13 protein-coding genes are annotated in these 23072 nt (G+C 44.3%); 10 read left to right on the top strand and 3 right to left on the bottom strand.

Features of this window, described 5'->3' with window-relative positions; genetic code table 11:
* Nucleotide 1 precedes the first annotated feature (1 nt).
* Nucleotides 2-2515 carry an endonuclease MutS2 gene (locus tag GCWU000325_RS06970; RefSeq protein WP_006255632.1) on the bottom strand — a complete coding sequence of 838 codons (2514 nt, stop codon included), beginning with the start codon at nt 2513-2515 and terminating at the stop codon, nt 2-4.
* Nucleotides 2516-3394: 879 nt separating this feature from the next.
* On the opposite strand from GCWU000325_RS06970, the gene GCWU000325_RS06965 reads away from it, so the two are divergent.
* The 3 genes from GCWU000325_RS06965 to GCWU000325_RS06955 all read left to right on the top strand — a co-directional run bounded on the left by GCWU000325_RS06965 (nt 3395) and on the right by GCWU000325_RS06955 (nt 6035).
* Entirely contained in the window at nt 3395-4420 is a 1026-nt protein-coding gene (locus GCWU000325_RS06965; protein ID WP_006255628.1) for an XAC2610-related protein, read from the top strand.
* A gap of 164 nt (nt 4421-4584) precedes the next feature.
* On the top strand, nt 4585-5610 hold the full coding sequence (locus tag GCWU000325_RS06960; protein WP_006255627.1) for an XAC2610-related protein: 1026 nt from the start codon (nt 4585-4587) through the stop codon (nt 5608-5610).
* Between the two features lie 173 nt (nt 5611-5783).
* On the top strand, nt 5784-6035 hold the full coding sequence (locus tag GCWU000325_RS06955; RefSeq protein WP_040599474.1) for a hypothetical protein: 252 nt from the start codon (nt 5784-5786) through the stop codon (nt 6033-6035).
* 100 nt (nt 6036-6135) lie between these two features.
* Here the strand turns inward: GCWU000325_RS06955 and sov are convergent, their stop codons facing one another.
* Together sov and ruvA are read right to left on the bottom strand one after the other, a co-directional pair.
* Nucleotides 6136-13539 (bottom strand): T9SS outer membrane translocon Sov/SprA, encoded by a 7404-nt coding sequence (sov, locus tag GCWU000325_RS06950; protein WP_006255625.1) that lies wholly within the window; start codon nt 13537-13539, stop codon nt 6136-6138.
* A gap of 1 nt (nt 13540) precedes the next feature.
* Nucleotides 13541-14134 carry a Holliday junction branch migration protein RuvA gene (gene ruvA, locus GCWU000325_RS06945; protein ID WP_006255624.1) on the bottom strand — a complete coding sequence of 198 codons (594 nt, stop codon included), beginning with the start codon at nt 14132-14134 and terminating at the stop codon, nt 13541-13543.
* A 184-nt stretch (nt 14135-14318) separates the two neighbouring features.
* On the opposite strand from ruvA, the gene GCWU000325_RS06940 reads away from it, so the two are divergent.
* The 7 genes from GCWU000325_RS06940 to GCWU000325_RS06910 all read left to right on the top strand — a co-directional run bounded on the left by GCWU000325_RS06940 (nt 14319) and on the right by GCWU000325_RS06910 (nt 23070).
* Nucleotides 14319-15197, top strand: a complete 879-nt coding sequence (locus tag GCWU000325_RS06940) for a YicC/YloC family endoribonuclease (protein ID WP_006255623.1) — start codon at nt 14319-14321, stop codon at nt 15195-15197.
* Nucleotides 15198-15203: 6 nt separating this feature from the next.
* On the top strand, nt 15204-15767 hold the full coding sequence (gene gmk / locus GCWU000325_RS06935; RefSeq protein WP_006255622.1) for a guanylate kinase: 564 nt from the start codon (nt 15204-15206) through the stop codon (nt 15765-15767).
* Nucleotides 15764-16336, top strand: a complete 573-nt coding sequence (gene nadD, locus GCWU000325_RS06930; RefSeq protein WP_006255621.1) for a nicotinate (nicotinamide) nucleotide adenylyltransferase — start codon at nt 15764-15766, stop codon at nt 16334-16336. Before gmk ends, nadD begins: the two co-directional genes overlap by 4 nt.
* A 528-nt stretch (nt 16337-16864) precedes the next feature.
* Nucleotides 16865-17764: a leucine-rich repeat domain-containing protein gene (locus GCWU000325_RS06925; protein WP_006255618.1), complete on the top strand. Its 900-nt coding sequence runs from the start codon at nt 16865-16867 to the stop codon at nt 17762-17764.
* Nucleotides 17765-17798: 34 nt separating this feature from the next.
* A complete protein-coding gene (locus GCWU000325_RS11010) occupies nt 17799-20414 on the top strand; it encodes a fibronectin type III domain-containing protein (protein ID WP_006255617.1) in 2616 nt (871 codons plus the stop codon).
* A 665-nt stretch (nt 20415-21079) separates the two neighbouring features.
* The gene (gene dnaN / locus GCWU000325_RS06915) at nt 21080-22204 is read left to right on the top strand and encodes a DNA polymerase III subunit beta (RefSeq protein WP_006255614.1); all 1125 of its coding nucleotides are present in this window, start codon (nt 21080-21082) and stop codon (nt 22202-22204) included.
* 95 nt (nt 22205-22299) lie between these two features.
* A complete protein-coding gene (locus GCWU000325_RS06910) occupies nt 22300-23070 on the top strand; it encodes a 3'-5' exonuclease (protein ID WP_006255612.1) in 771 nt (256 codons plus the stop codon).
* Nucleotides 23071-23072 lie beyond the last annotated feature (2 nt).

Below are 23072 nucleotides of genomic sequence, written 5' to 3'. Positions count from 1 at the left end.
TTTATTCAAATTCTACGACTGTAATACCTGCGCCGCCAAACTGTACGTGTTCATCCCTAAACGTTTTAACGCCGGGCACGGTTTTCAAATATTGGCGTACCAGTTCGCGCAATGCCCCTGTACCCGTACCGTGTAAGATTCTCACGCGCGGTTGTTCTAATAGAATTGCGTCGTCAATGAAATGAGTAACGGCCTCCAAAGCCTCGTCGGCACGCATCCCTCGCAGGTCCGTTTCCGGACGGAAATGCAATTTCTTTTGATAAACGGCGTCGCGCGTATCTTTACTTATAAACGTCGCTACTTGGGTTATTTTTTCTGTCTGTGGCGCTTCGGCTGGCTCTAACCTACTTGTGGGTACAGCCGTATACATACTACCGAAAAGAATCTTTGCTTGTCGGCCTTGCAAATGCTCGATACGCCCCACGGTGGTCTGTCCTTTCAGGCGAACGAAGTCGCCTTCGCGAAAATCGCGCCGCACGACCGCTTGCTCCCCTACCGACTTTGTAGGCGCAGCGCTCGATTCAGTCTTGCCGGAAGGCGTTTTGGGGTTACGCTTATGCTGCTGGCGACGCTTGATCTTTTCCAACTGGCGACGAATGTCGGCATCGTTGTCATCGGTGGCGCTCAATGTTTCTTTGAAGTCCGACAACTCTTTCCGTATCTCTTTGGTTCGCTCCTTATCTGCTTGAGCTTCGCGGATAGCACGAATGGTATTCTCAATCTTAGCATTTGATTGCTGGAGCAATTCTTGCGCTTCGGCCTTGGCTTGAGCTATAACGCTCTTCTTTTGTGCCTTAAACTGTTCTACTTCTTGCTCATAATTGGCCAGTGTAGCCTCTAATTGCTTCTCTTGTCGATGCACTTTTTCACGCTTGGTCTCCCAATACATTTTATCGCGCGCTATATCTTGCAGATACTTATCGCTCATCACGTAATCTTTACCGACAAGCGACTCGGCATAAGCCACGACTTCAGCCGGAAGTCCGATCTTGCGCGCAATTTCTATGGCAAACGAACTACCGGGATGGCCTATGCGCAACATAAACAGCGGCTGCATACGTGAGCGATCGTAGAGCATCGCACCGTTTACGGCCGTCGGGCAAGCATCGACGTAGTTTTTCAGATTCTGATAGTGTGTCGTAATCACACCATAAGTTCCGTTTCGCACAAAGCGGTCTAAGATTCCTTCAGCCAAGGCGCCACCGATCTGAGGTTCCGTGCCACTACCAAATTCATCGATCAACAGCATACTTTTGGCGTTGCTGCGCTTCATCATCTCTTTCAAACCTAAGAGGTGAGAGGAGTAAGTACTCAATTCGTTCTCAATATCCTGCTCGTCACCTATACTTAAGAAGATATCTTTGAAGATTCCGACATTAGAGTTCTCACGCATCGGCACGGGCATACCGGATTGGAGCATATATTGTAGGAGTCCGATCGTTTTCAAGCAAACGGACTTGCCGCCGGCGTTCGGACCGGAAATCAGCAGGAGGCGTTCTTTGCCTTTGAGGGTCACGTCTAAAGGCACTTGCTTTGCACCGTGCTTCTTTAAGGCCTGCTGAAGCAGCGGATGCACGGCTTGCACCCAATCCAAGCAAGGATATTTGTGTACCTGCGGCACAGTGGCGGAAAAGGAAGTCGCGAAATTTGCCAATGCACGCAAATAATCGATATGGGCCAAATAATGCATAGAGGCCAAAAGGTCGGGGATGTGCAAACGGATCTCCTTACTCAATTCGGAAAGGATTCGGATAATCTCCCGCTTCTCCGCAGCTTTTAGTTCTCTGACACGATTATTGGCTTCGACAACCGTGGCCGGCTCAATGAAAACGGTCTTTCCGGTAGCACTCTCATCGTGTACGATACCTTTAATCTTGCGTTTCACGGAAGGAGCTACGGGAATGACCAAGCGTCCATCGCGCAGCGTGGGGGTTACGTCGCGATCTATGTAGCCGTCTTTCTGAGCATCGCTGATAATCGTGCGCAAATTATGGGAAATACTTCTGACCGTCACTTCCGCCTGATGGCGAATGGAGAGCAATTCGGGCGAAGCGGTGTCTTTTATTTTCCCATATTTATTCAGCACCTCGTCTATCCGACGAATGATATTCGGAAAAGCCACAATGCCGGTCGCCATTTCAGCCAAAGCGGGATAGGTATAAGCGTCCTCGTCGTTGTGTTTGCAAAAGAAAGATGTGAGTGCGTGAATGGTCATCAAGGACCGTTTCAAGTCAAACAATTCCAACTCTTCCAAATGCGTATTTTCGGGCTGAATACGTAGCAAAGGGCGGCGAAGATCAAAGAAATTTTCTTCATAGACATCGTCTTCCGTCTCACAAAAGCGGGCAAACTCCTGCGCTTGGGTCAGCGCCTTTAAGATGCTGTCGTAATCGGTCATAAATTGCACTTGATGATCGACCCATTCCGTGCCAAGCGTCGACATACAGCGCCCTTTCAGCAAAGTGCGGATCTCATCAAAGCCTATTTTTTGCTCAAAATTTTCCGGATATATCATAATTGTAGCTCTCCTCGTACACAGTTCCACTGCATAAAGTATGCAAAGATACGATTTTTTAAGCACCTACTGCCTACGTTATCCGCCCTTCTGACCGAGAAAAGGGCTATGCGGCGAAAGAAACATCAGAAGCTGAAGAAAAGAGATCACTACCGGTTCACGCTCTGTTGCGTTTTATACACTACCTCCTCACCTACTTATGCTAAAGGTTCGTATGATATATACACCATATTACATATCACGCCAACAAAGGCTACTTGGTAACGAAAAAGTCGGAATTAGGAGCTACAAACGTTGGAAATGCAGCGAGAAAAGTCTGATTTTGGCACGTAAGCGTAAAGTTGGCTATATTTTCATCGTGAGCGTACGCTTGTACCCTCACGATGAAAAGTTTGTACCATCGTGAAAGGACGTTCGTGTTCTCACGATGAAAATTTAAACAAGCGGAGGTTGCCTGCACAGAGTTGGAAACTTATAAGTCATTTTTGGGGACTAAAAGCGCCTCATTTCGAAAGCCAATTTGTTATTGTCGCAAGCTCTTTCTCATCTTTTCTCTATTTAGGCGCTTGTTATGGCTATTTCGCAAAACGGGAACGAAACAAAATAGGGAAAATACAAAGTTGAAAAATTCGAAAACAGATCTTATCTTTGCCTAAAATAGTTTATCGAAAACACTAAAAAGCGACTTCTTTGCAACATGCTTGCGCTATCTTTGCACAAGAGAGGCGCCAGCATAGCCTTCGAAAATTTCTTCGATACCGGCTGCTAACTCTATCTTTGCATTTGACAAACGGCGAACAACAAAGAAAAGATAAAATTGGGCGGCGTTTGCCAATGACAATAAGAACATCAATGACTGACAATAAATAATAGACGTTTATGAAAAAAGTTCTACTTCTTTTCTTCGCACTTTGGAGCTGTATGCTTTCAAGTTTTGGGCAGGTAACATTTAAAATCGATGGTTTTTCTGACAGATACTACGGGAGAGCATATATTTCTGATACTTCAGAGGTGTTTAGCGAGGGTTGGGTGGCCGTATATGACCGAAAAACAAACAAGAAACTGATTCACGTAGACGCCGATGAACTCTCCTTTGATCTACACGACGATCAATTGAAGGCAAACATTGCTGAAATCCCTTATGGAGAACATAGTCTGCTACTTTATGAAGACTTCAACTTCGACGGGAAGAACGATTTTGCGCTTATGGATGGACAACACGGCTGCTATCACGGACCTTCATTTCAAATCTTCTTAGCGTCAAACAATGGATTCACTTTCAGTCCGGGTTTTACGAAATTGGCGCAAGAAAACTGCGGCATGTTTTCAGTCAATGAAGAGGAAAACACAATATCGGCAATGACCAAAGATGGCTATGGTTGGCACAAGTTTTCCACTTATATTGTCAAAGACAACGAGCCCTTTCTCATTAGCACACTTATAGAAGATGTAAGCAACGAACCTATCAATACCACTACGACGGAAGAATGGGATGGAAAGAAAATGGTAAAAAAGACTTCAACCTTTTTCGATTTTGAATGTGAATACATAAAGAGTTTATTCACTTTTCATGTAGACAAACAGAACAAAGACATTATCCTTTACAGCGGCGATGGCAGACAGCTTTGCTATGCGATCACAAATAGTGATGGAGAATTAGAGCTTTTGTATCCGGAAATAAATAAAGAGGGTAAAAAGGACTTTTATTATTCTCGCAAAAAGAATGCTTTGTCCTTTTGGAATAAGGATACGGAATACACGATTACAGACGTGAACGGAATTGCGGGAATCAGCATTCTCACCAAAGGCAAAACTTATCTGTGGAAAGGCAACACAAAGAAGCGTGAAGGCAGCTTGGCTACACTGTTAAAAGAAGCATTTGATAATGTTTCATACGGAAACTAATACTGATACGTGACATCAGCACGCGGGAAGTGCACCTCCTTGGCGTTCGGCTGGCGCTATCTCTACATAAAATAGGCGGCCGAGGCTCAAAAAAGACATAGGCAGGCCGCGAGTCGCCACTTACAATGAGAATAATCAATGACTGGCAATAAATAATCGTTGTTATGAAAAAAGTTATACTCCTTGTCTTCGTGCTTTGGAGCTGCTTGCTCTCAAGCTTCGGACAGGTAATATTTAAGATTGATGGCTTTTCTGACAAATACTATGGCAGAGCCTATTTTTCTGACACCTCAGAAGTGTATTGCGAAGGCTGGGTGGCCGTATATGATCGCAGAACAAACAAGGAACTATTCCGCGTGAACGCCGATGAACTCTCTTATAAGTTACACGGCAGTCAGTTGAAGCAAAACATTGCAAAAACCCCTTATGGGGAACACAGCGTGTTGATTTATCAAGACTTCAACTTCGATGGAATGAAAGATTTTGCACTTATGGATGGACTGCATAGTTACGATCACGGACCTTCGTATCATATTTTCTTTACTTCAAAAAAGGGATTTATCTTTAGTCCGGAACTTACGGCTTTGACTCATGAAAACTGCGGAATGTTTTCGGTCGACAATGAGAACAAGACATTAGTGACTATGACCAAGGATGGCGATGATTGGCGTAAATACTCTACATACATTATAGAAGACTTTATGCCTTTTCTCATCAGTATGATTGTAGAGGATGCTCGCAACGCACCGATACATACGCTAACGAAGGAAGTCTGGGATGGGAAGAAAATGGTAGGAAGCTCTATAACTTCATTCAACATTTACAGTAATAACATCAAGAGTTTGTTCACTTTTCATGTAGACTTACAAAACAAAACCATAATACTTTACAGCATCGATGGCAGTACGCTTCACTATACAATCACCAATAAAAAGGAAGCAATAGAACTTTTGTATCCGGAATTAGTACGTGAGGGTAAAACAGACTTTCATTATTCTCGCAAAAAAAATACTTTGACTTTTTGGAATAAGGATACGGAATACAGGATTACCGATGTGAACGGCATTGCGGGGATCAGTATTCTCACAAAAGGCAAAACTTATCAGTGGAAAGGCAACACAAAGACGCGAAAAGGAAGCTTGGCTACACTGTTAAAGGAAGCATTTGATAATGTTTCATACGGAAACTAATGCAGATACGCGACATTTGTATGCGATAGGTGCATCTTTATGGCGCTTGTCTTGCGCTATTTTTACTTAAGATAAACGACCGATGGGCAAGAAAAGACAATAAGAGGAAAACTATTATAGTTTATAGTCTGAATGACCAATCGCTACACTATGCCATCACTAACACGGAAGGATTGGTAGAATTCTATTATCCGGAAATAGCAGCGAACAAGCAGACTGACTTTTCTTATTTCTACAAGAACAACACATTGAAGTTTTGTACCAAGGATGCAGAATATGCGATTACGGATACACCCGGTAATCTGGGTATTAGCATCACTACAAAAGGCAAAACTTATCGATGGAAAGGCAACACGGAGGTACGCGAAGGAAGCTTGGCTGCGTTACTAAAGAAGGCATATAACAATGTAACAAAAATCAGATAGTAGTGCTACGAAACATCGCATCTTAAAAAGAAGCAGGCGGGAAACCAATGGTCAAAGAAAGGCACAGGTTTCCCGCCCGCTTGCTAAGCAAAAAATTTCGCTAATGATTCAAGCTAAACTTCAAACTTACGCCGAAGTCTTGCGTCGTCGTTGGATAGGAAGCTGACGTCAGCAATGGGCGATTCATCTGTCGATCGTAGTAAACCGTCAGCGTCAGCAAACGACTGAGTGCATAGTCCGCACTAAAACTTATTTGAAGTGCTTTATTACCACTCGTTGCCTGAGATAAGCCCGTCATAATATCCCGATTAAGGGATGCTTGACTGCGGAAAGAGAAATCGAAACGTAAGTTTAAGTCGCTCGAGAAGCCAGAAATGGCGTTTCGCAAATCAAGGTCGTCGGCCTTATTTCTTTCGCTTCCCTTGGACTTGGCTTTCTTAGCTCGAACGGTTTTCTTCGCTTCAAAGAGTTTGAAATTGGGAATCTTATATCCCATTCCTATCACAAAGTCGTTGGAACGCGCCTCATTGATCTGCGCATTTGTCATACTCAGCGTAAGAATCCTTGTACGACGAATCTCAACTCGTGTAGAAAGATTATTCAAGAAGGTCATATCAACACCAAACAGGGGCGCAAATGTCTCATTGATCGAAACTGAAGAGACGTCAAAGGGAGAGCTGGGGACGGGAAGTCCGGTGGAAACATTTGTAACAAATCCCCAGTTGCCCATGTATCGACTGAATGTAGAAAAAGATGAGTAGGCGCCAACACTGTATATGCTCTTGTAGGAATGATTCAAATTGAAACTCTTGAATACTTTCTTCATCGCAGATAAACGCGCTAAGCCGGCATAAGAGATAGACCAATTGGGGAGCATCCGCAAGATGGTGGGAAAAATACGCAATCCTGATCCGCCGGTAGTATAAGCATCCAAAAAGGCGGGAACCATTACGTCGGCCGAATATTTGGAGATCGTGCCATTAGCGGGATTAAAAGGCGTTCCTGCTAAAGATGTTCCGGCGGGATACGTTGCATTAGCATAATTTGCCTCCACTTGATTGCGATAACTATCCAGTGATTGGATAAACTTCCTAAAGGTATTGCTTGCATAACCATTGTCGGCATTGCCAAAACTCTCGAAAGAAGAGATTATACTAATAGTAGTCTGCGCAAAAGAACCAGATTCCAAAGTCGGCATATTCGTAAACATATACTGAATAGACTTTGCCGTGTTTACATCGCGCGTAGCGGAAAGATCAATCTTAAAGTCGCGGAACGGCTCCAAAGTTGCTCGGAATTGGAATGTCTCCGTAAGATTCGTTGTGGCGGGGGTTATAATGGAATCAGTCCTTAGTAACCAACCGCGCTCTGCGGCCCTGCGAATATAACTTTCGTTGACCGCGCCAAAGGCAAAATCTAAGCCAGGCTTCAAACCTCCCCCACGCGACTGACCGAATGTATTACCTATCTCTGGGAGGAAGCCGGGAAGAGACATATTAAACCTATTGGAGTAGTTGAAGCTAACATTACGTACCATCATCAAGACACGTGAGATACCTTGCAGGGTCTTATACCAAGCTTGGTCTTCATTGCTCTTACGTGCAGCAATAGTCAGCTTAACTTGTGCGCTGTCGCGATTCAGAATCTCAATGGTGTTTTTATCTATGACTTTATACCTTAACTGTATTCGCGATCCGTCTTTACGCAAAGCGGTTAATCGGATCTTTTTGGTCTGCTGATTATGCTTAACTATCAGCGTTGTATCAGCCTTTAAGTGCAACTCTTGCGTGAAGACTTTCTTTTGATCTTGTTTTTTAGAAGAAGAACTATTGCTATTGGAATATTTCTGATTGACTTTCCTAAGGAAAGGGATATGATTATATAATGTCTCCATATTGAGACGTGCATTGGCCGTAATGTTACGAGAGTTAGAAATGTTATTACCCAGGTTCATTCCATTCTCTAATACGGTTCCACGAATCCAGTTATAGGAACTTTGATAACTTACATCGGATGTAAGCCAATCGAAGAGTGGAATCATATTGATTGGCAAACGCCAACTTGCCTGAAAATTTTGGGCATAAGAAAGTGGACGCCCTAAATGGCGAATGCTCTGCCAAATTGAATCTTTCCAAGCTCTGTAACGATCTGGATACAATTGCTTATTAACGGCTGTATAGGGTTGCTCTATTTCGGCATTTGTCCCACTTTGGAAACTCAGCTGTATGTTCTTAGTAATATCCCAACGCAAGTTAAAACTACGATTCCAAAGAAAATCGGAATTCCAAGTTAAGGGAATCGAAGTATTGCCTAAGTTTTCCATATCCCGTTCTTGCAGCTCATAATAAGAACGCGTTATCTCCGAATTAAAAGCTAGATTCTGCGGAAGATAATTTAAACCAAAATCGGTAAGAATTTTGAGCCACTTGGATTTGGATATTTTCTTAAACGGCGTAAACGGTTTGTAGTTGGGTGAATAGTTGTAATTAAAACTCCAACGCCAATTTTGATCCTTCTCCCAAGCCGTCGTCTGACCGGTAGTTTCTCTTGAAGAATGAGCATAACCGAATGTAAAGTTAGCAGGATCATACGGCATTGGATGCCCCTTTGTCTGTATATTAAACCTAACACCTGTCAGCGATAGATTTTTAGACGTTACGACGCGATTAGCTATTCGACGTAAAGAATCTTTCTCTGCTTTAGTCGCTAAAGCTGAAAGTGCATCTTTCATCGGTAAGTCCGTATCAAGTGGATTATACTTTGGCTCAATCCTTTCTTTAGAATAAGAATAATAAAGAGGTGCATTCATCTTGACTTTCTCTGGCAGGAATTTACCCAACTGTACATTAGTTGTCACAGAATATTGTGTCAAGTTGTTGTCTCTGCGTTGCTGCACAGTCTCCTCCAAACCTCCGAAGCCTTCGGTCTCTAAATGGCCCGTCAAATCTACAGTTGCCAAATCTGAAAGTTGCAAATTGAGGGCTGCCTGTGCAGCTATACCACCTTTATTTGAGACCTGCTGTAATCTCAACTCATTTACCCAAACCTCAGCATGCTGTACTTGGCGAGAGTTATTACGCACTCCAATCATAATCGTACGAATATCCCCTAACGTAGGGTTACCCATAATGCTCACGCGATTGGCCTGCTTCTGTGGATCATATTCTGTATAAAGTCGTCCAAAGGAGGCGGCACCATTTGCTCGTGCTCTATTGCGATTACGCTTCAGATCGGTAAAGAGAGACAAATCTATATCCAACATATTTGCTGCTGGCCAAACGGCAAGAGCACCGGCATCGGAGTTTGCATAATGCTCAGGAGGAGTTACCGTTAGCGGTATTTCGTATTCGTAGAAGTTGGATTTGTAGTCACTGCCTAAACGAACAAACAAAGAGACTTGTCCATCTTCCACCGCAGGATAGCCTTCTAAAGAATTGGCGTGGTTAAACATCTGTAGATGCTTATATCGTCGTAAGTCTAAATTGGTGCGCTTGTAAACAGCACGCGCGTCTTCAGAAGCTAAATTCTTAACAACTAAAGATAATGCTTGCTCATTGTTTTGCAGCAATTGATCTTGACCAGAATCTATTACGCGACTAATACCTGGAGGTATTACATAGTTAACCGGAGATTTATCATTATTTTCTTCAAAGTTCACAGACGAAGGTTCAAGTACACCACTCACACTGGGCGCTTGACCATTATATAATGCTTGATCGTAAGATCTCCATTCCCCATGTACCAAGTTCAAGGTTGCCAAGCGGAGCACGACGGGCTGATCAAATCCGGTCAAGAACATCCTAATGAAACGAATAGACGTAAAGTCATTCATTCCACCAACATTCTTCTCGTAATTTTCAATGGGAATGCGGAACAAATACCAATTAACTGGCTCTCTCTTATTATTACGAGTCTTTGGGTATGCCGTCCGCTGATCGACGATATAGTTCTCGCCAATGCGCATTTTATTAGGATCTATTGCAACACGATATTGATAATACTTCTCATACTCATTTAAGGTGTAATCTTGATTGATATCTTCAACATCCGGCGTCGTTTTGTAAGCCGTTGCATAATTTTCCTGCGAACTTTCCGTATCAGAAGAGTTACCATTAGGATTATTGATATACTTATAGCGTTCAAGTATATTCTTTTTAGCGCGGTCATAATCAGAACCGCGGAAATAATGATACCTGTCTCCGGAAGGATTAGCTGCTATCGAATCATAAACTGCAGCCGACACAATGCCACGAATTGTCTGCAAGTAGTTTTGATAAGCAGGATACGTTTTTTCTTCTTCCGAGGTCAACCCATTTAAACCTATATCTTGTTTTGATCTAGCGCCGGAAGTCGTATTAAAAGCATAGGTTACACTACTTTGTGTCGGCACTTTACCCCATGCAGTCTGCTCAATAAGAGTAGAAGACCCATCTATAGGCATTCCGCTTTCATAAAACTTCTTCCCATCTTTCAAGATATCTTCCGAAATCTCTCCGAGATTGAAGTAAAGCTCACCGGTAAAAGTACGTCCTTCTTTACGCGCCTTGATGAAAGGATCCATCATCCAGAACTCAATATATTCTACGTTGGAATTCTCAAAGTCAGAGACATCCAGTTTACGCATCATTCCGCCCCAGCGTTTTCGCGGGTTGTTCAAATAACCTGCCGCGTTTAGATCGGGATCTAGATTGTATGGACCACGCTCATTCGGATAAAACGCAAGATTGAGCACATTCATGATTGTGCTTTCCTTGTAGTTCGTCTGTTTATTCGGGAAAAGCTCACTCTTGGGTACTTCGCGCACATCAGGATCCGAAAGTTGATCAAGATCTGTCTTGATATAGCCGGGAGTCAGAGAAGAGCTACGCCTTGTAAACAAAGGATCAATATAATACCAAGCGAGTAAGGCGCGATTATAGCCACATCTCACATCATTAGAGAGAGACGACTCAGCGAACATTGAAGGCGTAGAAGAAATGCTCCATTCTTTCGGATTGGAAATATCTATATTTGAAGTTGCATTTTCAAAATCATCTAAGTATGAGGCATTACCCTGAGCGCCTTGTACTTTGCCGGCGATCAATTGGGCAAACTCGGCCGTAAAGTTAATTGAAGAGGGCTGCGTAGCATTTACAAACGGGAGCTTATCTATCCAATCCGTCAAACGTTGACTTTGCTTCTTAAAAGCTAAGTTCACCCCCCAAATTGTATTATTGATGGCTTCACTGCCAAAGGCGACTTTCGTAGTCAAAGGTTTCTCGCCCAAATGCATAATTGTACCGCCAATCATAAAGTTTTTGGAGAAATCATACTGCCAATTAAGCCCCAGCAAAGTTTTCCTTTGCATACCATAATCGGTATTACTCTCCAAACTGACATTGATGGATGTACCGGCGGAAAGCAAACTTTTGTTCAAGATCCGCACGACACCACTATTATAATCGACAGTATAATCTGCACCTTCGACCAAAGTTTGTCCTCCTGCAGTTACCAGCACAGAGCCACGCGGCACATTCGACACACCTAAGGATATCTCATCCTCTCGTGAAGCTTTATACTGTCCTGCAATGATGAATTTATCCTTTTCTGCGATCTGCTTAGCCATAGTCTTAGTCGAATCGTACAATTCTTGGAACACATACTTATCAGCGATCGCGTTGTTTCCAATGACTTTGCGCAAATATTTGCCGAAAGGCTCCACGCTGGTAAAGAAGACGCGGCCATCAGTCGGGTCAATAGTATATCCCTCCACATAGTCAAAATACGCATTGGAGTTGCGCTTATTATTATTGTCTAATCTATCCAGCCCGAGCAACTGTATCAAACGTTTGTCTTTCAGCGTTGGCTCTGGGAGATAATTAAGATAAACACCCGTCGTATCAGAGAGGTATTTTACATCTAATCTGAACTTCTCTTTCTGCACATTGGAGGCACCTAAGGCGTAGACGTTCTTCATCATCAAGTCCCAGTTGCCTTGAGAGGGCGAGTTTGCCGTATTTTTCAACGACTTCAGCAATAATGTTTCCGTGTTATCCTTGCGGTCAGTCGAAAATTCTCCAACCTGATAGTTCGTACCTCTGTAGGTATATTCAAAAGCTACGGCCAAGACTTGATCCGGTTGCAATGCTGAACGGAGCGAGATGTAACCTAAAGCTGCATTAACTTTATACTCTGAAGGAGAAAGCAGGCGAGCAGATTCTAACTTCTCGTAATCAACGCCACCAGTCAGGCCAAATCCATCCAAAGCCGAAGTTGCGGTCGAGATGTTACGCACTCCGTTGATGCCGGACACTATATTATATAATGTGTTCGCTGCGTTGGCGGGCACGGTCGTACTTCCCGGCGTCCACAGCGGGTTATGAATCTTCGAAGCCTCACCTAAGTCGGTCAAAGCAATGATATTTCGTGTATTTGTGGTTTGTCCGGTCTTATTGGTCACCCATACTTCTGCACGATTGATCGTTATACCACTAAGAATATTGGGCAATTGGGCCATGTTCTCATCATAATGATCGCGAAAATATTGAGCCAAGAAAAAGTGTCTGTTTTCATCGTAATCATCCGCAGAGAATTCAAACGTACTCAATTGCACGCCGCCTTTGGTTCGTACGCTTGAAGTAGCCGATTTCTTTTGTGCTATGATAGTCGAAAGTTTCAATTTACCAAATTGGAGGTCTGTACGAATACCCAAAAGGCTACTCGTGCCGCGAATCAGCGAATTATTGGTCGGCATAGACACATTACCGGCTTCGATCAACTTGATGATTTCATCCTCTTTGCCCTGATATTGTAACTTTAAGCGCTGTGCGTCAAAATCAAAGGTAGCATCAGAGTTATAATTAAAGTCCATCCCCATCTTATCGCCGATTTTACCATTAACGCTGACGTTAATTTTTTCGTCAAAGTCAAAACCAAATACTTTTCTGTTACGTTCAGCAATTGATGGGTTCTCAACAGAGCGCATATTTGCGCCCAATTTCAGTTCGGCAGAGCCTTGCGTACGAATACGCACACCGCCCGGGCCAAAAATCTTTGCAGCCGGACCGAGATCGAATTTGAGATCTGTGAAATCAAACTTCTCTTTGCCTTTATTCTTATAGAGCTCTTGATTCTTTTGTTTGTAATAGGCTTGCAACGAGTGACGCAAAGTCCATTGTTGAAACTCTTTTGGCGACAATTCGAGCGGAGTTGCAACAAAGGAATCGCCTACTTTCGTACCTAAACGATAGGTTCCATCCTTTTCATCGTAATAAGCCTGCGTTTGGGCGTTTTCCGGATCTTTCAAGTCTGTCGAAGAGGATCTCGCATCCTTTTCTTCCTGCGGCGCAGTCTTTTTTACAGGAAATTTGGGTTTTACAATGGTATCTCGCGGTGCAGTTTCCACTTGAGTTTGGCTATCCGTCGGTTCAACAGGGGCCGTAAAACGCACAGTATACGTGCGGGCCGCCACGGAAATGACGGTCAATAGACTTATCAAGCAGATTATTTTAGCAAACTTGTGCAAATCAGAGTAGTTTTAAAGCCTGTTTGATTATCTGCTCTATCGGCAGATTAGGATTCTCTTGCAACAATGCAGCAACGCACTTCTGAGAAGCAGCCGGAGGAAAGCCTAAAGTAGTAAGTGCAGATACGGCTTCTGCCACGGCATTGGCGTTTACGGCATTCGCCGCGCCTTGTTGTACCGTAGTTCCGCCCTCTATTCCCACCACTTTGTCCTTTAAGTCCAAGACAATGCGTTGAGCAGCTTTCGGCCCGATACCTTTTACACCACGCAAAAGTTTTACATTCTCCATCTGAATAATGTTAGCCAACTCGCCGGGTGAGAAAGACGACAAGATAACTTTAGCCGTCTGTCCGCCCACGCCGCTTACGGAAATCAGCAACGTAAAAAGCTGGCGCTCTTGCTTCGTCGAGAAGCCATACAGCAGGTAGGCATCTTCGCGTATGACTTCATAGACGTAAAGTTTCGCCTCTTTTCGATCCTGTATAGCCGTATAGGTGTTCAGCGAAATCAGCAATTCATAGCCGACACCGCAAGTCTCAAGCGTGCAACTCGTAGGTGTAAGTTCGCCTATCTGTCCTTTGATATAGTCAATCATTTGTCTTGTCAGAGATGTGAAGCGCCCTGTATTTACAGACGTCACCTGTGAAAACAACGACAAAAGTAATATTTTATTATATTCGGAGAGAAGAAATGACGAGTAATTGAACTAGCGTTGGCGCTCTTTCATTATCTTTGCGCTTACAAACCAACAGAGATTATAATTCATAAAGCATTCCACCATGATACAATCAATGACTGGCTACGGCAAAGCTGAGGCCCATTGTAACGGGAAAAAGATACACATAGAAATTAAATCGCTCAATTCTAAAGCGCTTGATTTGAGCGCACGCATCGCTCCGCTCTATCGCGAGAAAGAAATTGAAATACGCAAATATCTCGCACAAGCATTGGAGCGTGGAAAAGTCGATTTCTCGATCTGGGTGGAAAAAGATGCCGATCGGCAAGCTACGCCCATCAATCCGTTTGTGGTCAGCAACTACAAACAGCAGATTGAGGCGATCAGTAAAGATTTGGCGATCAACGCGCCTACGACCAATTGGTGGGACATTATCGTTCGCCTACCTGAATTAACCACGCCGGTAGAGCAGGAAGAGTTATCTCAAGATGAATGGAATGAGGTCTATCGGGCCATACAGCAAGCCACGCAAGCGCTAATCGAATTTCGCAAACAAGAGGGGCAAGCACTCTACAAGATGTTTACGCTCAAGATCAACAACATTGAGCAACTCTTGTCTTCGATTGTGCCTTATGAGAAGGAGCGTACGGAGAAAATCCGTCAACGTCTGGAAGAACGCTTGTGCGAATTAAAAGGCGTAGATTATGATAAGAACCGATTAGAACAAGAACTTATTTACTACATAGAGAAGCTGGACATCAGCGAGGAGAAGCAACGGCTGACCAACCACTTAAAATACTTCCGCGAAACGCTGGACGGCGGTTGCGGACAAGGCAAAAAGCTGGGCTTTATCGCGCAGGAAATGGGCCGAGAAATCAACACGACGGGCTCTAAGAGCAACTTGGCAGAGATGCAGAACATCGTCGTGAAGATGAAAGATGAATTAGAACAAATCAAAGAGCAGGTACTCAACGTTCTATAAGCAATTATGGCAAAGATAATCGTTTTTTCAGCGCCTTCGGGAAGTGGTAAATCCACGATCATCAACTATTTGATGGATCAACAGCTGAATCTGCATTTTTCAATCAGCGCTACGTCGCGCCCACCTCGCGGAAAAGAGCAACACGGAGTGGAATATTACTTCCTGACGGCTGAGGATTTTCGACAACGCATTGCCGATGGCGAGTTTTTAGAATTTTGTGAAGTCTACGAAGGGCGCTATTATGGGACACTAAAAGCTGAAGTAGACCGCCTGCTGGCCAAAGGCGAAAACGTCATCTGCGACGTCGACGTCGTCGGGGCGCAAAACATCAAGCGCATCTACGGCGACCGAGCGCTGACGGTATTTATCAAAGTGCCGTCGTTGGAAGTTTTGCGCCACCGCTTGACGGCGCGAGGCACGGATGCCCCGGAAGTAATCGAGGAACGCATACGCCGCGCCGACTACGAGCTGAGTGAAGCCGACAAATTCGATGCTACCTTAATCAACGACAATTTAGAGACAGTCTTAAAGTCGGCCAAGGCGCTCGTTAGTCAATTTTTGGATGCATGAAGCGCATAGGTATCTTTGGCGGCTCCTTTAATCCGATCCACAAAGGGCACATCCATATCGGGTTAAAGGCAATAGCAGATAAAGAAGTTGACGAAATACACTACCTCGTATCGCCACAAAATCCGCTGAAGTGCGATCAGCAACTCTTAGATGAGCAATTGCGCTTCAGCTTGACCATAAAAGCATTGGCCGATTATCCGCTGCTCAAAGCTTCCGACTTTGAATTTCACCTGCCACGCCCATCTTTCACGTGGAAAACGATGGATGCGCTAAGGCAACACTACCCTGCCGATCAGTTGGTCTTACTCATCGGCGCTGACAACTGGTTACTGTTTGATCGATGGGCAAATCACGACCAATTGTTAGCTAACTATCAATTTTTAATCTATCCGCGCGATGGCTATGAGGTGACGGCAACCGACTTACCCGCAAACGTCCGCTTACTCGATGCGCCAATTTATCCTTATAGTTCTACGATGATTCGGCAAGCCGTACAAACCGGCGGCGACATCGCAGAAATGGTGCCGGATGCTATTAAGGACGATGTCAAAAGGCTGTATGGCGTATAAGCCACACGATTTTTTTAAGCGACCGACGCTTTTCCAAACTTAAAACAAACATCTTCCTGACCACACAATCAAGCAACAAGCAACGCAAAATGCTTGTTGCTTCTTTTTTATCATTTTTCTGAGTGCGCATAGCTCAACTACACATTATATATAATAGGCAAAGCGGGTTGCTGCATTGATCAAATTTTAGTTTGCTCCCACCAAACCATCATTTGCCCCCACCAAACTATTGTTTGCTCCCACCAAACCATCGTTTGCTGCCACCAAACGACTAATGCTACGTGTTAATAGATGCAAACACGGACAATGCGCTTACGAAGACGCTATCATCTTAACGATTTATCAGATACAACAAACTATGATTTGCATATTTGTAAATTTTACACTTAGATTATTTCCGAATTTTCGCAAGACAAAAAAAATAATGCACGAAACTAAAGAAAAAATTAAAAAAAACTTTTGTACTATATATTTTCACTTATCTTTGTGGCGTCAAATAATATGTCGAATTAGCAAAATTGAAAAACTATGAGAAAAAGTACTCTTTTTGCATCGCTCTTAGCGATGTTTGCTGCTGCTGCGAATTCGTTTGCACAAAGCACGATCGAGTTGACCACAGATATGTCGGTTGGCTCTGAATTCCAAATTTTCCTTCAAGTTGGCGAAGGCGAACAGCTCAAAATCGACGGTCTTAAAGGCCAATTTAAGAACGATGAGTGGAACTTAGTTACACTGACGAAACAGAATGTAAAAATTGAAGGCAAAATTAAGCTCCTCGGTATTGACGGAAACCAGATCACATCAGTCAAAATGAAAGACATGGAGGATCTAATTTCATTGGGCTTGAAAAACAACAAGCTGACAGAGATCGATTTGTCCGGTGCTCCCGCACTGAAGCGCGTATCAGTCGGCAAAAACAAGCTCGAAGCATTGAATCTTTCCAACAACACGTTCCTCTTCCAGGTATATGCGTATGGCAATAAGATTAAGGGAGAAAAAATGACGGCACTTGTTAACTCGCTGCCGGGCGGTACTGCTTCTGAACTCTTCTTGGTCGACAAAACACTTGAGAACGAGGAAAACGTAGCAACAAAGGCAGACGTTCAAATTGCACGCAACAAAGGCTGGAATGTGTTCAACTATCAAAAAGGCTCATACGTGATCTACGACGGTGAAGAACAGACAGGCATAGAACTGATCAACCAGCGCGCTATCGAAGTCAACCAAAACGCCGGTAGCGACTTCGCAACGCTAACTGTACCCCACAAAATGCTGGGCGCTACTTATGCTATCTATAACCTGAACGGCGCAAAGCTCGCCGGCGGCATCATTACGTCAGACTTTACTCGCCTGCCGCTGAACAACGTGCCCCTCGGCGCTTACTTGCTCAAAGTCGGCAACAAGGTAGAGAAGCTGATCAAGAAATAAACTTGACTTTGAACTAATCTCAAAATACGATTTTATGAAACTAAAACCTTTTGGCAGATTGGCAAGCCTTCTTATTGCCACACTGCTCTTTGCGCTTCCCACACTCACAGCTCATGCGCAAGGAAACATATTATCGATTTGCGGTAAAGCGCTCAACTCGACGGATAACTATAGCGACATTAAACGCGACGGGTTATCAGCAGGTACAATCAGCTACGACGAAGCCACAAAGACGTTGACGCTCGACAATGTTGTGTTGGAGTATAACGTTGGAGGCTACGTTCCTCTCGCAGCCATTAACTCCGGCATCAAAGACCTTACTATTAAGGTTATCGGTACAAACAAAGTATCCGGCAACAAGTCTGCAATCATCCTTTCTGAGGCTGACGCGACCATTACGGGGGAAGGTTCTTTGGAATTGACGTCATCTAATGGTATGGGCATCTATGCTTTCGGTTCCGTTGTCACGATTAAAGATTGTAACGTCAAACTCGAAGGGCGCGTTGGCTTTATGGGCGAAGACCCACTCGCAAAGACGGGTTTGATTGTTAAGAGGTCGAACGTTACGCTCAAAGGCTCACTGAACGCTGCGTCTTATTTCTTCAAGTTTGAATTGGAAGGTTGCAGCATTGTTAAGCCCGAAGGTGCACAATTCGTAAAAGCCGGCCGCGGCATTATGCTGAATGGAGAGTTGGTATCGGAATGTGAGATCAAAACTGCTGACACTAAGGCGCCAACCGTCGCAGATCCAACCATCACGGTAGGACAAATTGGGGAAAGATCCATTGCTCTGTCTTGGAACAAAGCAACTGACGAGACGACAGCTCAAAGCGACTTGTTGTATACTGTATATTACAAGAAAAATACTGCGGCAAGCTACGCTAACAGTCCGACACTGAAAGATGCAGACACATACACGTTGACGGAACTCGACCCTGAAACGACCTATCAGTTCTTTGTGACGGCATCAGATGCAGCCGGAAATTCTGTAGATTACACTGAAGGCGAAGCAACAACGACTTCCGGAGTCCTCAGTTACAACATCACAATCAACGGCACTGCTATTACCAACAAGAATGCAGACAATGTGACCGGCGAGTGGCTCAAAGAAGGAAAGATCTCTTATGATTCTCAATCTAAAACTTTGAAGTTGAAGGACGTAAAATTGGAAAGCGCTAACGAAGGTATTGTTTCAAGCGAACCCGAATTGGCAATCGAACTTACTGGTAAGAACTATGTGCACACAACTGACGTTGCAGTGAAACTACAACAGACAGACGTGACCTTTAAAGGCCTCGGAGAGATCGAAATCACTGCAGATAATGCTGCGGCAATCGCACTTAACAATGCGGCGCTCACGATTGATCAGTGCGCACTCAAGGCTAAGGGCAAATATGGTATACAAGGAAATGATGTTGACAAAGATTCCATCATCATCAAAGAGGCTTTGATTTCCGTAGAAGGCTCTGAAGGCTCTATTTGTCAGATCTCCAACATTTCAGCAAAAGGCTGCAAGATCACGAAGCCCAGAAAGGCTATCTTTGATCCCGCTAAACGCTGCGTAACTTTAAACGGTGAATTGGTAAAGACGGAAGTAATTATCCAACCTGCTGATGTGAACCCGCCCACACTCAAAGATCCTGTGGTAAAGGTGGGTCAAATTATGGGCAAGACCATTATGATTTACTGGGAATTGGCTTCTGACGACGTTTCTAAGCAAAAGGATTTGCGTTATATCGTATTCTACAAAAAAGATGGCGCTACTGAGTACATGCAGAGCGACACGCTGTTGAACAAAGACGGATACGTAATGCAAGACCTCGAAATGTCTACGAAGTACTCCTTCTACGTAAAGGTTCTGGACGAAGCTGACAACGAAACCGACTACTTCCCCAACTATGCAACGACGAACACGACAATCCCGTACGACATTACGATCGGCGGCGAGCAAATAACCTCCGACAATGCTGATAACATTAAAGGCAAATGGCTGAAATCAGGGAAAGTCTACTTTGATGCACCGACGAAAACGTTGACATTTGAAAATGCAGAGATTGAAGCCAAAACTTATGGTGTCTTATCACAGACTGAAAACCTCAAGATTGAGTTGATCGGCGACAACAAAATATTCTCAGATCGCTGGTCTACGCTCTACTTATCTAAGAACACGGCTATCTACGGCGAAGGCTCTCTGAATTTAGAGACAACTGCCAACTGTGGCATCTTCCTCCCCGGTTCTTCACTCACCCTCGAAGGCTGCTCAGTAAGCGCCAAGGGACAATGGGGCGTGGCCGGTGGCGACGCTGCTGAGGCTGGCAAATTATTTATTAAGAATGCGCAACTAACAGCTGAGGGTTCTGACGGCTCTATCTGTGACATCACAGAGCTAAGGCTTGAAGGCAGCTATATCAAGGAACCAGTTGGTGCAGCCTTTGATGCAGACCTCAAAGGCGTAGCGCTCGGTGGGCAGATCGTAACTGAAGCTGTAAACATCGTTCGTCTCAGTGATGGCATCGCAAACGCTGAATTGGATAAGACGAATGCACTGTCTGCTGTTTACACTTTAAGCGGAACGAAGCTGAGCACGCCTATCAATAAGCTCAACAAGGGTATCTACATTGTCAATGGTAAAAAATTGATCGTGAAATAAGCGAAAATCGCATAGAAAACTAGTTATCAGAAGCGCGGCAAATTTAATGTTTGTTGCGCTTCTTGTATTTCCAAATCAGAGCAGCGTGATGAGCATTCGGAGAACACGCCTTTAACATTATCCGCAACAAGTCTTTTACGCGGAAATTTTGTTTTTCGAAGAAACAAGCACCTTCTCAACAGAGCACTCCCTATCCTTTCATCGTTTACGCTTGTCAAACAAGCAAAACACTACGTATTCACATCATTTGCAAGCGGTTATTCAAGTATCACGACACACGTCTCCATTGTTTGCTGCCAGCATACGATAGTTTGCTCGCAGCAAACGATAGTTTCTTCCCGGCAAACGATAGTTTGCTGCCAGCAAACCATAAACAACCTTATTTCTGCAATCCAACAATCCGCTACAGCCGGACAAATATCGGTATGACAACGCAAATTATACCACCAAAAACACTCTAAAAAGGCATTGATTTTTTAATAAGGCGGAGCGCCTCAATTATGTTCGCCCACAGCTTTCACCTGATTAGCACTGCTTAGACCGTAGAGGAGAAAAAAGTAGGATTATTTGGCTTTGCAGTCGTTTTATTGTAAATTTGTCCCGATATGGGCGCTATTCGTCTGATCACCAAACTTAAGTCAAACAATTAAAAATAGATATTCATAATGAAATTCGTTATTTCCAGTTCCGTTTTATCTGCTCGCCTGCAATCCATTGGACGCGTCATAGCAGCAAAAACAACCATGCCTATTCTGAATTGCTTTGTTTTCGACATCAAATCAAAACGTTTAGAACTGACAGCCGCCGACAATGAAATAACACTTCGGACATACATCGATCTCGTTGAGAGCGACGCCGACATTCGCTTTGCCGTCAACGCCAAAACTATTCAAGACGCGATCAAAGAAATACCGGAACAGCCTCTGGAAATCTTTGTTAACGAGAGCAATATGGAAATTACCGTAGAATATCAAAACGGTAAGTACAACTTTATGGCAGAATCGGCTGATGAATACCCGATTCCGCCGGCGCTGAATGAGGAAACGATGCACGTTAACATAACCTCCGGCCACCTGCTCAACGCTATCAACCGCTCATTGTTTGCAGCAGCCAATGATCCGTTGCGCCCCGTGATGAACGGTATTTACTTTGACCTCAAGACGTCAGGCCTGACGATGGTGGCCAGCGATGGACAAAAAATGGCTTGCAACACGCTCGTCGATATAAAAGTCGAGAAGCCCGGCTCGTTTATCCTTCCGCAAAAACCGGCTACATTGCTCAAAAATATTTTGGGCAAAGAGGAGGATACGATAGATATGGCGTTTGACGGACGAAGGGCTGTCTTTAAGGGCACAAACTTCGAGATGAACTGCCGCTTAACGGAAGGGCGCTTCCCCAACTATGCCGGCGTTATCCCGCAAGATAATCCTAACATCATCAGCGTCAATCGCGAAGCGCTCATAGCTGCGCTCCGCCGCGTCTTGATTTTCTCCAATGCAGTTAGTTCGTTGGTCAAGCTAAACATTGACAATGGCAAGATGAGAATCTCATCTCAGGACACGGATTATTCGATGTCGGCTGAAGAAAACTTACTCTGCGATTACAGCGGCACGCCTATCAAGATCGGTTATAGAGGCCCGTTCTTGCTCGAACTGCTCAACAACTTGCCGGGCGAAGAAGTTGTCTTCAAACTGGGCGATGCCAGCCGGGCCGGCCTGATCCTGCCGACGGAGCAAGAGGAGGGAGAGGACATTTTAATGCTCCTCATGCCTATGATGATCATTGATTAAGAATACAAACCACGCCATCATAATGCGGCCGAACGACTTGCTCTATATCAGGCCGCTTATTGGTTGATGCAACACCAACAGAAACAATTCGATAAATGACGCAACTAAATCTGACACGCCCCATCATCTTCTTTGATATAGAGGCTACCGGACTGCAAATAGCACGCGATCGCATCGTAGAGCTAAGTTATATCAAAGTTTTCCCCGACGGAAGAGAGGAATCAAAGACCCTACGCTTTAATCCTGAAATGCACATTTCGGCAGAAGCGACAGCGGTGAATGGCATTAAAGATGAAGACGTGGCAGACTGCCCCACTTTTAAAGAAAAATCGGGAGAATTGACTGCCATTTTCCAATCTTGCGATTTGGCAGGCTTTAACTCCAACGTCTTTGACGTACCGATGCTGGTCGAAGAATTTGCCCGAGCCGGCTCTGACTTTGACATAACGAAAAGCAAGCTGGTGGACGTGCAAACCATTTACCACAAATTGGAACCGCGCAACTTGATTGCTGCTTACAAATTCTATTGCAACAAGGACCTACACAACGCCCATACGGCTATGGCCGATACGCAGGCTACGTATGAAGTGCTTAAAGCACAATTGGACAAATATGGTAAAGAGTTGCAAGGCAATGTAGGCTGGCTTTCTGAATTTACGCGCCGCAATCGCAATGTAGATTTAGCCGGGCGCATAGCTTATGACGAGCAGGGCACGGAGGTCTTCAATTTTGGAAAGTATAAGGGGCGCGCCGTTACTGACATTCTGCGCTCAGATCCCGGCTATTTTTCTTGGATCATGCAAGGTGATTTCACGCAAAATACAAAACAAACGCTGCTACGCATAAGATTGAAAGCAGGTTTATAAGC

Source organism: Alloprevotella tannerae ATCC 51259 (assembly GCF_000159995.1).
GTDB classification, from domain to species: domain Bacteria; phylum Bacteroidota; class Bacteroidia; order Bacteroidales; family Bacteroidaceae; genus Alloprevotella; species Alloprevotella tannerae.
This window is presented reverse-complemented; position numbering and strand designations above follow the sequence as displayed.